This window comes from Bradyrhizobium sp. WU425 (assembly GCF_021052305.1).
Classification (GTDB): domain Bacteria; phylum Pseudomonadota; class Alphaproteobacteria; order Rhizobiales; family Xanthobacteraceae; genus Bradyrhizobium; species Bradyrhizobium canariense_D.
In genome coordinates, this window is record NZ_CP088089.1 from 1,401,850 (window position 1) to 1,414,179 (window position 12,330).

10 protein-coding genes are annotated in these 12,330 nt (G+C 64.0%); 5 read left to right on the forward strand and 5 right to left on the reverse strand.

What is annotated here, in order from left to right:
• The first annotated feature begins 122 nt into the window (after positions 1 to 122).
• Positions 123 to 1,127: a TorF family putative porin gene (locus BcanWU425_RS06685; protein ID WP_026232529.1), complete on the forward strand. Its 1,005-nt coding sequence runs from the start codon at positions 123 to 125 to the stop codon at positions 1,125 to 1,127.
• 245 nt (positions 1,128 to 1,372) lie between these two features.
• Here the strand turns inward: BcanWU425_RS06685 and BcanWU425_RS06690 are convergent, their stop codons facing one another.
• The gene (locus tag BcanWU425_RS06690) at positions 1,373 to 3,136 is read right to left on the reverse strand and encodes an ABC transporter ATP-binding protein/permease (protein ID WP_204512404.1); all 1,764 of its coding nucleotides are present in this window, start codon (positions 3,134 to 3,136) and stop codon (positions 1,373 to 1,375) included.
• A 312-nt stretch (positions 3,137 to 3,448) separates the two neighbouring features.
• Between BcanWU425_RS06690 and BcanWU425_RS06695 the strand changes: the two genes are divergently transcribed.
• Complete coding sequence (locus tag BcanWU425_RS06695; protein WP_026232530.1) at positions 3,449 to 5,113, forward strand: L-lactate permease; 1,665 nt, start codon at positions 3,449 to 3,451, stop codon at positions 5,111 to 5,113.
• A 138-nt stretch (positions 5,114 to 5,251) separates the two neighbouring features.
• Positions 5,252 to 5,650 (forward strand): META domain-containing protein, encoded by a 399-nt coding sequence (locus BcanWU425_RS06700; RefSeq protein ID WP_204512403.1) that lies wholly within the window; start codon positions 5,252 to 5,254, stop codon positions 5,648 to 5,650.
• A gap of 178 nt (positions 5,651 to 5,828) precedes the next feature.
• Here BcanWU425_RS06700 and BcanWU425_RS06705 read toward each other — a convergent pair whose 3' ends face one another.
• The 3 genes from BcanWU425_RS06705 to BcanWU425_RS06715 all read right to left on the reverse strand — a co-directional run bounded on the left by BcanWU425_RS06705 (position 5,829) and on the right by BcanWU425_RS06715 (position 9,310).
• Complete coding sequence (locus BcanWU425_RS06705) at positions 5,829 to 7,040, reverse strand: hypothetical protein (RefSeq protein ID WP_204512402.1); 1,212 nt, start codon at positions 7,038 to 7,040, stop codon at positions 5,829 to 5,831.
• Positions 7,041 to 7,239: 199 nt separating this feature from the next.
• Positions 7,240 to 8,871 (reverse strand): chaperonin GroEL, encoded by a 1,632-nt coding sequence (groL, locus tag BcanWU425_RS06710; protein ID WP_085350111.1) that lies wholly within the window; start codon positions 8,869 to 8,871, stop codon positions 7,240 to 7,242.
• A gap of 142 nt (positions 8,872 to 9,013) precedes the next feature.
• Positions 9,014 to 9,310, reverse strand: a complete 297-nt coding sequence (locus BcanWU425_RS06715; RefSeq protein WP_007596954.1) for a co-chaperone GroES — start codon at positions 9,308 to 9,310, stop codon at positions 9,014 to 9,016.
• A 313-nt stretch (positions 9,311 to 9,623) separates the two neighbouring features.
• Here BcanWU425_RS06715 and BcanWU425_RS06720 point away from each other — a divergent pair, with 313 nt between their 5' ends.
• The gene (locus tag BcanWU425_RS06720) at positions 9,624 to 10,145 is read left to right on the forward strand and encodes a hypothetical protein (RefSeq protein ID WP_007596953.1); all 522 of its coding nucleotides are present in this window, start codon (positions 9,624 to 9,626) and stop codon (positions 10,143 to 10,145) included.
• Between the two features lie 249 nt (positions 10,146 to 10,394).
• On the opposite strand, the gene BcanWU425_RS06725 is transcribed toward BcanWU425_RS06720, so the two are convergent.
• Positions 10,395 to 11,174, reverse strand: a complete 780-nt coding sequence (locus BcanWU425_RS06725; protein ID WP_018453435.1) for a protein phosphatase CheZ — start codon at positions 11,172 to 11,174, stop codon at positions 10,395 to 10,397.
• A gap of 314 nt (positions 11,175 to 11,488) precedes the next feature.
• Between BcanWU425_RS06725 and BcanWU425_RS06730 the strand changes: the two genes are divergently transcribed.
• Entirely contained in the window at positions 11,489 to 12,283 is a 795-nt protein-coding gene (locus BcanWU425_RS06730) for a L,D-transpeptidase (protein WP_085385433.1), read from the forward strand.
• The last annotated feature ends 47 nt before the right edge of the window (positions 12,284 to 12,330 follow it).

Consider the following 12,330-nt stretch of genomic DNA (forward strand, 5'->3'; position numbering starts at 1 on the left):
TTGCTTCACGGTTTGCCTCACCCCATCCAGATTGCCGCAGTTACGAAATTTGCAATCAGGTCGAGCGTTCCGGGGGCTTCCGGGATCCGGCTGGGGTCTTAGAACTGGTGATGGGGATCGAAATGAAAAAAGTGGCTTTGTTGGCAACGGCGCTGGCAATGGTGACGGGCTCGGCTTTCGCGGCAGACATGCGAGTGAAGGCACTGAAGGCCCCGCCGGTGGTCGCGTTTGATCCCTGGGATATCGCCTTCGGCGGCGCCATCATGAGCGACTACATCTTCCGCGGCGTCACGCAGTCGAACCACAAGCCGTCGGTCGCGGCCTATTTCGAGCCGCGCTACAACGTCAACAAGGACCTCCAGCTCTACGTCGGCGTGTCCGCCGAGAGCATCTCCTTCGCCAATCGCGCTGCTGCTGAAGTCGACATCTACGGCGGTATCCGCCCGACCTTCGGCGCCTTCGCCTTCGATATCGGTGTCTGGGGCTACCTGTATCCGGGCGGCAGCTGCGCCGACAACGTGCTCACCGGCGGCATTCCGGGCGGCAACGTCTGCGGCGTCAGCACGACCACTATCTTCCTCGCCGACGGCAACGTCATGAAGAAGGACGTCAGCTTCGTCGAAGTCTACGGCAAGGTGAACTACACCATCAACGACAGCTTCACGGTCGGCGCGACCGAGTACTACTCGCCGAACTTCCTGAACTCGGGTGCCTGGGGCAACTACGCTTCGTTGACCGCCAAGTACACGGCGCCCAGCACGGCCTTCGGTGCTTCCGGCATGGGCATGTACGTCTCGGGTGAGTTCGGCCGGCAGTGGTTTGGTACTTCGGACGCCTTCTACGGCACCGGCGTCGGCACCGTTTTCGCCAACGGTATCCCCTACAAGGACTACAACACCTGGAACATCGGCATCGGCTTCACCTACAAAGTGTTCACGCTGGACCTGCGTTACTCCGACACCGACCTGAACAAGGGTGATTGCAACGCCTTCACCAGCGCCTTCAACGCCACCGGCACCACCAACGTCACCGCGATCAATCCGGGCGGCGCTGGCTCCAACTGGTGCGGCGCGGCCGGCATTGCCAAGCTGTCGTTCGACCTGACGGCCATGAGCAACCTGAAGTAAGCTTCTTCCCGAAGCGACTTGATGAGGGCGGCAGGGCAACCTGCCGCCCTTTTGCTTTGGGGCTTTGGGGCGTAGGCCAGGGGCCCGCATGGTTCGAGACGCAAGCCTCCGGCGGGCTCCTCACCATGAGGGGGTCACAGATCTCACCGCGAGGACAGACCTCATCCTGAAGGCCCGCCAAAGGCGGGCGTCTCGAAGAATGGCCGCAACGAACGGCCATAGCCTCAGGGCTTCGTCGGGCCGTCTCAGCGTGCCGCGCTCGGCTCCTTCTCGACCGGCACACCACCGTCACCGAGGACGTGGATCGCGCCGTGCTTCACCATCGTCACCTTGCGGGTATGGAAGGCTTCCAGCGTCGACCGGTGGCCGATCGAGACGAGGGTGGCCTGTGGCAGCTTCTCCGCCAGCAGCCGGTACAGGCGGGCCTCGGACGGCTCGTCCAGCGAGGCCGTGGCCTCGTCCAGGAACAGATAGTCCGGCGCGTGCAGCAGCGCGCGGGCGAGCCCGAGGCGCTGCTGCTCGCCCAGCGACAGCATCCGGTTCCAATGACCGTCCTCCTCAAGCCGCTCGGCGAGGTCGGGCAGGCCGACCGCGATCAGCGCGTCCCTGACGCGTGCAGTTTCGAATGCGCCCGGCGCGGCCGGATAGACCACCGCGTCGCGCAACACGCCGACCGGGAAATAGGGGCGCTGGGGCAGCATCATCAGCTTCGCTTTTTCCGGGACGAAGATGGTCCCGGTGCCGAACGGCCAGATGCCGGCGATGGCGCGGAACAGCGTCGACTTGCCGGAGCCCGACGGTCCGGTCACCAGCACGCGCTCCGGCATCTGGACGGAGAAGGCGTCGGTGGCGACCAGCGGCGTGCCGCTCGGCAGGTTCACGCAGAGCTGTTCGAGGGTGATATTGCGATTGCCGCCGGCGGCCTTGAGGGCGATCGCAGGCTCGTGCGGCGGCAGGTGCGCGGCCGCATCGACCGACATCTCGAAGCCGTCGAGGCGGGCGACGATCGAGCGCCATTCCGCCAGCGATCGGTACGCCGTGACGAAGAACGACAATGCGCCCTGTACGCTCGAGAAGGCGGAGGCGGTCTGCATCATGTCGCCAAGCTGGATCTTCTTGGCGAAGAAGGCCGGCGCCACCAGCACATAGGGAAAGATCACGGCAGCCTGCTGGTAGCTCGCGCTGAACGCGGTGAGGCGCTTGGTGCGGCTCATGATGGCGTACCAATTGCCGATCACGAAGCCGAAGCGGTCCAGCAGCCGGCCGCGCTCGGCGCCTTCGCCCTTGAGCAGCGCGATCTGCTCGGAATTCTCGCGGACGCGGACGAGGTTGAAGCGGAAGTCGGCCTCGAAGCGCTGCTGCTCGAAATTGAGATTGACCAGCGGGGCACCGATCCAGTGCGTCAGCGCGGTGCCGAAGATCGCGTAGACCAGCGCGCCCCAGCACAGATAGCCGGGGATCATGAGATCGGCGCCGAACAGGTGCAACGGCGCGGCGTTGGAAAGCCCCCAGAGGATGATCACGAAGGAGAACAGCGTCACGATCGATGAGAGCAGGCCGAGCCCGATGGTCAGGGTCTGCTCGACGAAGTTCTTGACGTCCTCGGTGATGCGCTGGTCCGGGTTGTCGGCCGCATCGCCCTTGAGCTGCATGCGGTAGTGGGTAGCGCCCTGCAGCCATTCGCCCAAATAGTGCCGGGTCAGCCATTGCCGCCAGCGGATCTGGAGCCACTGGTTCAAGTACAGCTTGTAGACCGCCAGCGCGATGAAGGCGGAGGCGAGGCCGATGAAGATCCAGATCTCCCTGACGAAGCTATCCCAGTCACTTGCCTGCAGTGAGCTGTAGAACCGGTTCTGCCATTGATTGACCAGGACGTCGATCGCGACCAGCGCCAGCTCCATCGCGATGACTGCGGCAAGCAGGCCGCGGCCGGCCCATTTGTCCTCCGACCGGAAATACGGGGCGGCGATTCGCCAGACGATCGCGAGCGTGGCGCTGATGTTCTTCACAGAGCTGAGTCTCCTGAGGGGATGTGCACAACTGCCCGGGCCAAAGACTTGGGACGACGGCGGAAATCGGCGCGCTTAGACTAAAGTCGCAAGTCCTGCAATTTGCGTTGGCTTGTCGCAGCTTGCAACCCTAGCATGGGGCTCGACGGCGCGGGGTGGGGGCCTTCGGGATTTCGCGAGCTTGTGAGCGGACGGGAACCGCTGCATTCGCGAGGAATTCGCGTCCGGCTCGGGGGTTATCGCTTCAGCGTCAAGCAGGATCGGCTGTCCACGCGGGCCGCCTGCAGCACACATGCGTGGGGGAGGAAGATCATGTGGAATCAAGTTTATGACCCGTTGCACAGCCCCGTGCTGTCGACGATCGCCGCGGCAGTCCCTGTCGTCACATTGCTGGTCCTGATCGCGAGCGGACGGGTCCAGGCTCATATCGCGGCGGTCATCGCCGTGATCGTGGCCAATTTGATCACGATCTTCGTCTTCACCATGCCGGCGAACATGTCGATCCGCGCCTCGGTGCTGGGCATCGTCACCGGGTTCTTCCCGATCGGCTGGATCGTTCTCAACGTCATCTTCCTCTACCAGGTGACGGTGAGCACCGGGCGCTTCGAATTGCTCAAGCGCGCGGTCGGCGGCGTCACCGAGGACCGGCGGCTGCAATTGCTGCTGATCGCGTTCTCGTTCGGCGCCTTCTTCGAAGGCGCCTCGGGCTTCGGCACGCCGGTCGCGATCACGGGCGCCGTCCTGATCGGCCTCGGCTTCTCGCCGCTTGCAGCAAGCGGCCTGTCGCTGATCGCCAACACCGCGCCGGTCGCTTATGGGGCGCTGGGCACGCCGATCCAGGGCCTTGCCTCGGTGACCGGGCTTGATCCCTACATCCTCGGCGCGATGGTCGGCCGGCAATTGCCGTTCTTCTCGCTGATCGTGCCGTTCTGGGTGGTGTGGGCGTTCGCGGGCTGGAAGGGCATGAAGGACGTCTGGCCGGCGATCCTGGTCACCGGCGTGTCGTTCGCTGTCCCGCAATTCGTGATCTCGAACTACGTCAATCCCTGGATCGTCGACATCGGGGCGTCGCTGATCTCGATGGGGGCGCTGATCCTGTTCCTGAAGGTCTGGCAGCCCAGGCAGCTCTGGCTGTCGCCGGCGCTGCGCGGCCGCGATGAATCGGCCGCCACCATGGCCGCGGCAAAACCGATGGACAAGACGCCGCTGACGCAGAGCGAGCTGTTCAGCGCGCTGCTGCCGTGGATCATCGTCTGCATCGTGATGCTGATCTGGGGCAATGGTGGATTCAAGACCTGGGCGAACTCGATCTTCACCTGGAACTATCCCGTTCCCGAGCTGCATCAGATGATCAACAAGATGCCGCCGGTCGCGCCGGGGCCGACGAAAGAGAGCGCGGTGTTCGGCTTCACCTATCTCTCGTTCACCGGCACCGGCATGCTGATTGCGGCGATCATCTCAGGCTTCCTGATGGGCGTCGGTCCTGGCCGGCTCTTGACGGAATACGGGCGCACCATCCGGCTTTGCGCGATCTCGCTGATCACGATCTCGGCGATGCTCGCGATTGGCACGCTGACGCGGCTCTCCGGCGTGGACGCGACGCTCGGCCTCGCCTTTGCTGCAACCGGCGTGCTCTATCCCTTCTTCGGCACGCTGCTCGGTTGGTTGGGCGTGGCGCTAACGGGATCGGATACCGCTTCCAACGTTCTGTTCGGAAATCTTCAGAAGATCACCTCCGAGCAGCTTGGTCTATCGCCGATCCTGATGGCTGCGGCGAACTCGTCCGGCGGCGTGATGGGCAAGATGATCGACGCCCAGTCGATCGTGGTCGCGTCCACCGCGACGAATTGGTACGGGCACGAGGGCACGATCCTGCGCTTCGTGTTCTGGCACTCGATCGTGCTGGCCTCGTTGGTCGGCGTGTTCGTGACGTTGCAGGCCTATGTCTGGCCGTTCACGGCGATGGTCCTGAAGTAGCAGGCCACGCCCGGCTTCAACCCAAATCCCCGCGAGGTTGCTCCTCGCGGGGATTTTTGCGCCGCGCATGGACGAACCTTCTCAACGGCGCCGCCGTCTTATAGAAGGTGCCGCAAATCAGGTCGGTCGAGAGGTCTCATGGTTTCGTTCAGCCAGACGGTGTGTGCGGCGGTTGCAATGCTCGCGATGTCCACGCTCGCGCGCGCGGAGGACGGTTTTCCGTTCGGCACCGAGATGACGCTGGAGGCGCTGCCGCAGCCGGGCTCGAAGCGGATTCCGAACATCGAGATCGGCGACAATGGCGAGGTCGTGCTGGAGCTCTGGTGCAAGGGCGGCAAGGGCCAGTTCTCGGTTGCTGGCAACACCGTGATCTTCGTCCCCGGCCAGATCCAGGACCGCTCCTGCCCGCCGGCAAGGGCCCAGGCCGACGACGATCTCGTTGCAGCCCTGGGCAGTGTCGAGACCTGGAAGCGCCAGGGTGACGTGCTCACGCTCGTCGGCCCCAAGCCGCTGCGCTTTCGCGTCAACGGCAATTAGCCCCTGCTGTCATTCCCCGCGACCCGGCTACGCCAAGGCTTCGCCGGGGTTGAGGTCCAGGGGCGCCGAAGCTTTAGCACAGGCGGCAGGCGGGGTATCCAGTACGCCGCGGCTTCTCGATTCATCTGGATCGCCCGGTCAAGCCGGGCGATGACCGAGAGTTGATGCGCGGGCTACATCACTTCCACACAGACTTGTCGGCGTCCCAGCGCTGGCCTTTCAGCTCCTTGGCGAGCGCCTCGACCGAACCGTTGTCGTCGGGCTGATCGCCTTCCTCGTCCGCGGTCGCTTCGTCCGAGAGATTGAGCTTGGCGCCGCTGCTCTCGTCAGTGGTCGTGGTCGCGGGACTCCCGATCCAGAGCATGAGCTTGTCGGTCGTGCCGGGCTTGTCCGGCGAGACGAGACCTGCAACCTCGATCGTGTCGGTGAGCTCGAGCGCGGGAAAGTCCTGGTTCGGCCGCTTGAACACCAGCTTGAGCTTGCCGGTCGCCGGGTTGAAGCTTTGCGAGACCGGCTTTGCCGCGAGCGTCCTGCTCAGCACGCCAGCCACCGCGGCCGCGAGCTTGTCGCGGTTGATCTTGTCGCCGTCGCGCCAATCGGCGGCGGGAATGCGGATGGTGCGGTCCATCTCGGTCATGCCCGCGGTCCAGCCCGCGGCGGTCACGCCGGGCGTCGCCTTGAATTTCGCCAGCAGCGCGCCGGCGCGCTCCGGATCGACCGACATATTGATGGTCTGCTCGCCCGCGCGTAGCGCGTCGCAGCCGACGGTGAGACTCGCCAGCGTCACCTCGACGTCCTGGCCCTTCAGGCTCTTCAGGAACTCGGTCGCGGCATCCAGCTTGACCTTGACCGCGATCGCTTCCGGCGAGACGTCGGTGAAATCCTTTGGTTGGGGCGTGATGCCGTCGTCGGAGGTCTGGTTGTCGAGGAATTCCTTCTCGCTGAGATCGGAATTGTCGGGCGAGGTGACCTCGGTCACGGTCTGGCCAATGCTGATCTGGCCGCGGAATTCGAACGTGTCTCCGGCCTCTTTGCGCAGCAGCTTGACTGTGACCGGCGCCTTCGCGCCGAGGCTCTGCGTCGTACCCGTCAGGTTCTGGCCCGCGACCTGGAGATTGACGACGAAGCGGTCCTTGCGGTCGGAATTCTTCGCGACGGGATAACAAACGTCGAGCACGGCTGCGGTGACGGCCTTGCCCTGGCGTGTCTCCTTCAGGATCACGTCGGCATTGCCGTCCATCAGCCCGTCGATCGAGGTGAAATAGCGCGTCTCGACGCCGCCGGGCGCCGTGGCCTTCGGCGCCAGCTTCATCTGGGCGGACGCGACCTCAGGCGAAACTGCAAGCAGAGCCGCCAGAACGGCCGTGGAGCAAAACACAAGCGCGCGCATCGACGAAATCCCTGAGGCAATGGGGCATGACTCGGAAAGTGTGAAGCGGTTTTCCGTTGAGATCAGGCCCAAACAATTCGAATCGGCGTCACCGTAGTGGGTTTTGGCTGCCGGTTGAATTGGAAAGCACGGGTCATGATCGGCAAAAAAGAAGGCCGCCCGGAGGCGGCCTTCGCAACACTGCAATGGAACGGACGGCTTAGAAGCCGCCCATACCGCCACCGGCCGGCATGCCGGAAGCGGCTTCCTTCTTCGGCGACTCCGCGACCATGGCCTCGGTGGTCACCAGCAGGCCGGCGATCGAGGCGGCGTCCTGGAGTGCGGTGCGCACCACCTTGGCGGGGTCGATGATGCCCTTCTCGACCATGTCGACATACTCCTCGGTCTGGGCGTCGAAGCCGAAGGTCTCGGACCTGTTCTCCAGGATCTTGCCGACGACGATCGAGCCTTCCACGCCCGCGTTCTCGGAGATTTGGCGGATCGGGGCTTCCAGTGCCTTCAGCACGATGTTGATGCCGGCCTGGACGTCGGCATTGGCGTTGGTCAGACGGCCGACCGCCTTCTTGGCGCGGAGCAGCGCGACGCCGCCGCCGGGGACGATGCCTTCCTGCACCGCGGCGCGAGTGGCGTTGAGCGCATCCTCGACGCGGTCCTTCTTCTCCTTGACCTCGATCTCGGTGGCACCGCCGACGCGGATCACCGCGACGCCGCCTGCGAGCTTGGCGAGGCGCTCCTGGAGCTTCTCACGGTCGTAATCCGAGGTGGTTTCCTCGATCTGGGCCTTGATCTGGCCGACGCGGGCCTCGATCTCGGGCTTCTTGCCGGCGCCCTTGACGATCGTGGTGTTCTCCTTGTCGATCACAACCTTGCCCGCGCGCCCAAGCATCTTCACCGTCACGCTCTCGAGCTTCATGCCGAGGTCTTCGGAGATCAGCTGGCCGCCGGTGAGGATCGCGAGGTCCTCGAGCATGGCCTTGCGGCGGTCGCCGAAGCCCGGCGCCTTGACGGCGGCGACCTTCAGGCCGCCACGGAGGCGGTTGACGACCAGGGTGGCCAGCGCCTCGCCCTCGACGTCCTCGGCGATGATGACGAGCGGCTTGCCCGACTGCACCACGGCTTCCAGCACGGGCAGCATGGCCTGCAGGCCGGACAGCTTCTTCTCGTGCAGGAGGATGTAAGCGTCCTCGAGCTCGGCCGTCATCTTCTCGGGGTTGGTGACGAAGTAGGGGCTGAGATAGCCGCGGTCGAACTTCATGCCCTCGACGATGTCCACCTCGGTATCGAGTGACTTGTTCTCCTCGACGGTGATGACGCCCTCGTTGCCGACCTTCTGCATCGCCTGCGCGATCATCTTGCCGATGGCGGCATCGCCGTTGGCCGAGATGGTGCCGACCTGGGCGACCTCGGAGGAGGCGGCGACCGGCTTGGCGCGCTTCTCGATGTCCTTGACGACGGCCGCGACCGCGATGTCGATGCCGCGCTTGAGGTCCATCGGGTTCATGCCGGCGGCAACCGACTTGGCGCCTTCGCGGACGATGGACTGGGCCAGCACGGTCGCGGTGGTGGTGCCGTCGCCGGCGAGGTCGTTGGTCTTGGAGGCGACCTCACGCACCATCTGGGCGCCCATGTTCTCGAACTTGTCCTCTAGCTCGATCTCCTTGGCGACGGTGACGCCGTCCTTGGTGATGCGGGGCGCGCCGAACGACTTCTCGATGAGCACGTTGCGGCCTTTCGGGCCGAGCGTCACCTTGACGGCGTTGGCGAGAATATCGACGCCGCGCAGCATGCGTTCGCGCGCGTCTCCGGAAAACTTGACGTCTTTGGCAGCCATGGTCTGCAATTCCTCTTCTTCGTGATGTGTCTTGCTTATTGGGTCGCCTCATTCCGGGGTCCGCGATCGAACCCGGCGGAATGATGCATGCCCGGATCGAGTGACCCGGGCATGCATTCAGCGGCCGTTCAGGCGTCTGGCCTTAGGCCATCACGCCCATAATGTCCGACTCCTTCATGATCAGGAGCTCATCGTTGTCGATCTTGACCTCGGTGCCCGACCACTTGCCAAACAGCACACGGTCGCCGACCTTGAGGTCGATCGGGATCAGCTTGCCGGCCTCGTCGCGGCCACCGGGGCCGACGGCGACGACTTCGCCCTGGGACGGCTTTTCCTTGGCCGTGTCCGGAATGATGATGCCGCCCTTGGTCTTTGACTCGGCGTCGATACGTTTGACCACGACACGGTCATGCAGCGGACGAAATTTGGATTTAGTCATGACGTTTCCCTTTGGAGGCTCGCTTCGGAAGGAGAGGAAGTGGGCGGGCGGCGCTTCCGTCCACCCTTCCCGAGGATCGATCGGCGCGCGTTAGCAATCCATCTTTCAGAGTGCTAATGGTGCGCCCGGGAATATGGCTTGGCCGCGATCCTGTCAAGCAAAGGTGGTTAAGCGATTGGTGAGACGGATATAGGATGGTGACATTGGAAACTTGTTCGGGGTGCCGGCGTATTAAAGGACGTCATTGCTCCGGCAGCGGTTTTGCGCTTGGCTGCGTAAGGGGTGCGGCCATGGTTTTGTCCGGGGGAATGCCATGATCAGTTCAGCTCACGCGCGCACGGTCGCCAATCTGGCGGCGGCTTCTTGCCTGGCGCTGCTGCTTGGTGCCTGCGGCGGCGGCATGAGCCTGCCGTCCTTTTCTTCGTCCTCACCGCCCCCCGAGGCCGAGCCCGGCACCGGTCCGGAAATGCCCGCGTCGATCCGCGCCGACGAGATCGTCGGGCGCTGGGGCCTCGCCTCATTCCAGAACCCGGCCGACCGCGCCCGCACCGAGGCTGCCGCCCGGGCCCAATGCAAAAATCCTTACGTGATCACCGCCGGCTCCTCCGGCGGCGTGATCATGCATCTGGCGGACCAGGCAACACCGCAGGAACTGCGGCTGAAGGGTTCGCCCAGCGGCAAGAATTATATTGGGCCGGCGGGTCCGACGCCCGGCGAGCAGGACCGCGAAATCGTCTCCTTCGACGGCCGCGTCCTCATCACCCGCTTCATCGACAAGGACGCCGCCACCCGCTACGGCAACATGGTCTACGTCCGCTGCGCGCCGAGGGCGTAGTCTCTATCCTTCGTCATGCCCCGCGACCCGGCTACGCCAAGGCTTCGCCGGGGTTGAGGTCCAGGGGCGCCGAAGCTTTAGCGTAGGCGGCAGGCGGGGCATCCAGTACGCCGCAGCTTCTCGGCTCAATCATTGCCGTCTCTGGAATACTGGATCGTCCGCCTGCGCGGACGATGACAGCAGGGGACGATAGACAACAAAAAAACGCCGGCTTGCGCCGGCGTTCGTTATTCAGAGCGTCGCGTCCGTTCAGTCGAACAGCGCGTCGATGTCGTCCTGCGAGGCGTGGCCGACGTCGCCGGCGAGCTTCGGGCCGTTGAGAAGCTTGTCGTCATCGCTGCGAGTGTCGACCTGCGGCACGACGTGAGACTTGATCGCGTCGACACCGCCCCAGATTTCCATCATGGAATTGATGTGCTGCTCGATGAACTTCATCGTGCTCATGACCTTGCTGATGCGCTGGCCGGTCAGGTCCTGGAAGTTGCAGGCTTCGAAGATCGAGATGACGCGTTCCTGGATATCGTCGGCGAGCCGCTTCTGCTGATCGGCCGATTGCACCTTGGCCATCGCGCTGGCCGCCTGGTCGATCGACTCGGCGGCTTCGAGGATCTGCTGGGTCGCCTGTTCGGTGCCGCCGACGACCGCGCCGAGCTCGCCATTGACCTTGGCCATTTCGCCGCCGTCGAAGCTCTTGCCATGCAGTGTCGCGATCTCGCGCTTGGTGCGGTCGATGGCGTCGTGGATGAGGTCGAGCTCGACCTTCAGCTTCTCGCACTGCTCGATCTGCGCCCGGTAAGTATCGAGCATGGTACGGGCTTCGGAGAGCTCGTGGGCGGTGGAGGCGTCGATCGCCGCCATGGCGGCGCTGCCGGACAACGGCGCGGTGCCCTTCGCCATCTGCGTGCGGATCGCACGCAGCTCGGCCATGATCTCGCTATGCATCGGCGCAGCCTCCTCAATCATTTCGGGGCTGGGCATCTCGCCGACAATAGCCTCCTCGACACGAAAACGTTTGCGGTGAATAGCCATCAAGAACTCCCCCCACCTCACTCACGCGTCTTTGTAGGCAGAAGCGATTTAACACGAAGTTCACAGCCGGAACTGTCGTGCGGCTGCGCGCGACGGCGTGCAAACGGGCGATTAACCATGCGTGCACGGCGTTCATCGAAAATAAACGCTGATCGCCAAATTGCGCCGTTGCCGACGATGTGGTGAATCGAAATGGCGTTTCCGTTTACCAAACAAAACAGCTTTTGCTCTTTATTGACCACGTCGCGGATGCGGATCAGCCATCACCTCGCCACGACGCATGTGATCTAGACGAAACAGTACAGAGTACGTCGATGTTCAAGAAAATGTCTGTTGCGCTGCTTGGCAGCGCTTGCACCTTCATTGCCGGCGTCAACAGCGCCAGCGCCTTCGACAATAGCGTGCCGAACGATCCGCCCGCGGTGCTGTACCAGCCGCAGGTGCCGCCTGCGCCCGTGCGCGTCGCCTCCAACATGGGCGGTGGCTTCATCGAGTTCATATTTGGCGACGGGCCCGGTCGCGGTCCGGCCTACGCTCCGCAGCAGCCGGTGTATCAGCAGCAGCCAGGTTATTATGACCAGCGCCGCCTGCCGCCGATGGGCGAACCGCAGATGCAGGGCGCAAGTCTCCAGCAGGAGGCGGTCGATCCGCGGCAGCGTCAGTTTGACCCGAGATTCGAGAAACAACTCGTTGACTATAGCGGCAACGAAAGCGCCGGCACGATCGTGGTCGATACGCCGAACAAATTCCTCTACCTCGTCGAGGGCAACGGCCGCGCGATGCGCTACGGTATCGGCGTCGGCCGCCCCGGCTTCACCTGGTCGGGCGTGAAGTCGATCACGGCCAAGCGCGAATGGCCGGCCTGGACGCCGCCGGCGGAAATGATCGCGCGCCGTCCTGACCTGCCGAGGCATATGGAAGGCGGCCCCGAAAATCCGCTCGGTGCGCGCGCGATGTATCTCGGCTCGACGCTCTACCGTATCCACGGCTCCAACGAGCCTTGGACCATCGGTACCAACGTCTCCTCGGGCTGCATTCGCATGCGCAACGAGGACGTCATCGATCTCTACGGCCGCGTCAACGTCGGCACCAAGGTCGTGGTGATGTAGGCGCATAGCGCTCGGAACCAAAAACGGCCGCCTCATCGGCGGCCGTT

Excerpts from the sequence above, each read along its gene's own strand:
- BcanWU425_RS06695 (WP_026232530.1), top strand. The coding sequence starts at position 3,449 with ATGTGGAATCAAGTTTATGACCCGTTGCACAGCCCCGTGCTGTCGACG.
- BcanWU425_RS06725 (WP_018453435.1), bottom strand. The coding sequence starts at position 11,174 with ATGGCTATTCACCGCAAACGTTTTCGTGTCGAGGAGGCTATTGTCGGC.
- BcanWU425_RS06700 (WP_204512403.1), top strand. The coding sequence starts at position 5,252 with ATGGTTTCGTTCAGCCAGACGGTGTGTGCGGCGGTTGCAATGCTCGCG.
- BcanWU425_RS06685 (WP_026232529.1), top strand. The coding sequence starts at position 123 with ATGAAAAAAGTGGCTTTGTTGGCAACGGCGCTGGCAATGGTGACGGGC.
- BcanWU425_RS06730 (WP_085385433.1), top strand. The coding sequence starts at position 11,489 with ATGTTCAAGAAAATGTCTGTTGCGCTGCTTGGCAGCGCTTGCACCTTC.
- BcanWU425_RS06720 (WP_007596953.1), top strand. The coding sequence starts at position 9,624 with ATGATCAGTTCAGCTCACGCGCGCACGGTCGCCAATCTGGCGGCGGCT.
- BcanWU425_RS06705 (WP_204512402.1), bottom strand. The coding sequence starts at position 7,040 with ATGCGCGCGCTTGTGTTTTGCTCCACGGCCGTTCTGGCGGCTCTGCTT.
- groL (WP_085350111.1), bottom strand. The coding sequence starts at position 8,871 with ATGGCTGCCAAAGACGTCAAGTTTTCCGGAGACGCGCGCGAACGCATG.
- BcanWU425_RS06715 (WP_007596954.1), bottom strand. The coding sequence starts at position 9,310 with ATGACTAAATCCAAATTTCGTCCGCTGCATGACCGTGTCGTGGTCAAA.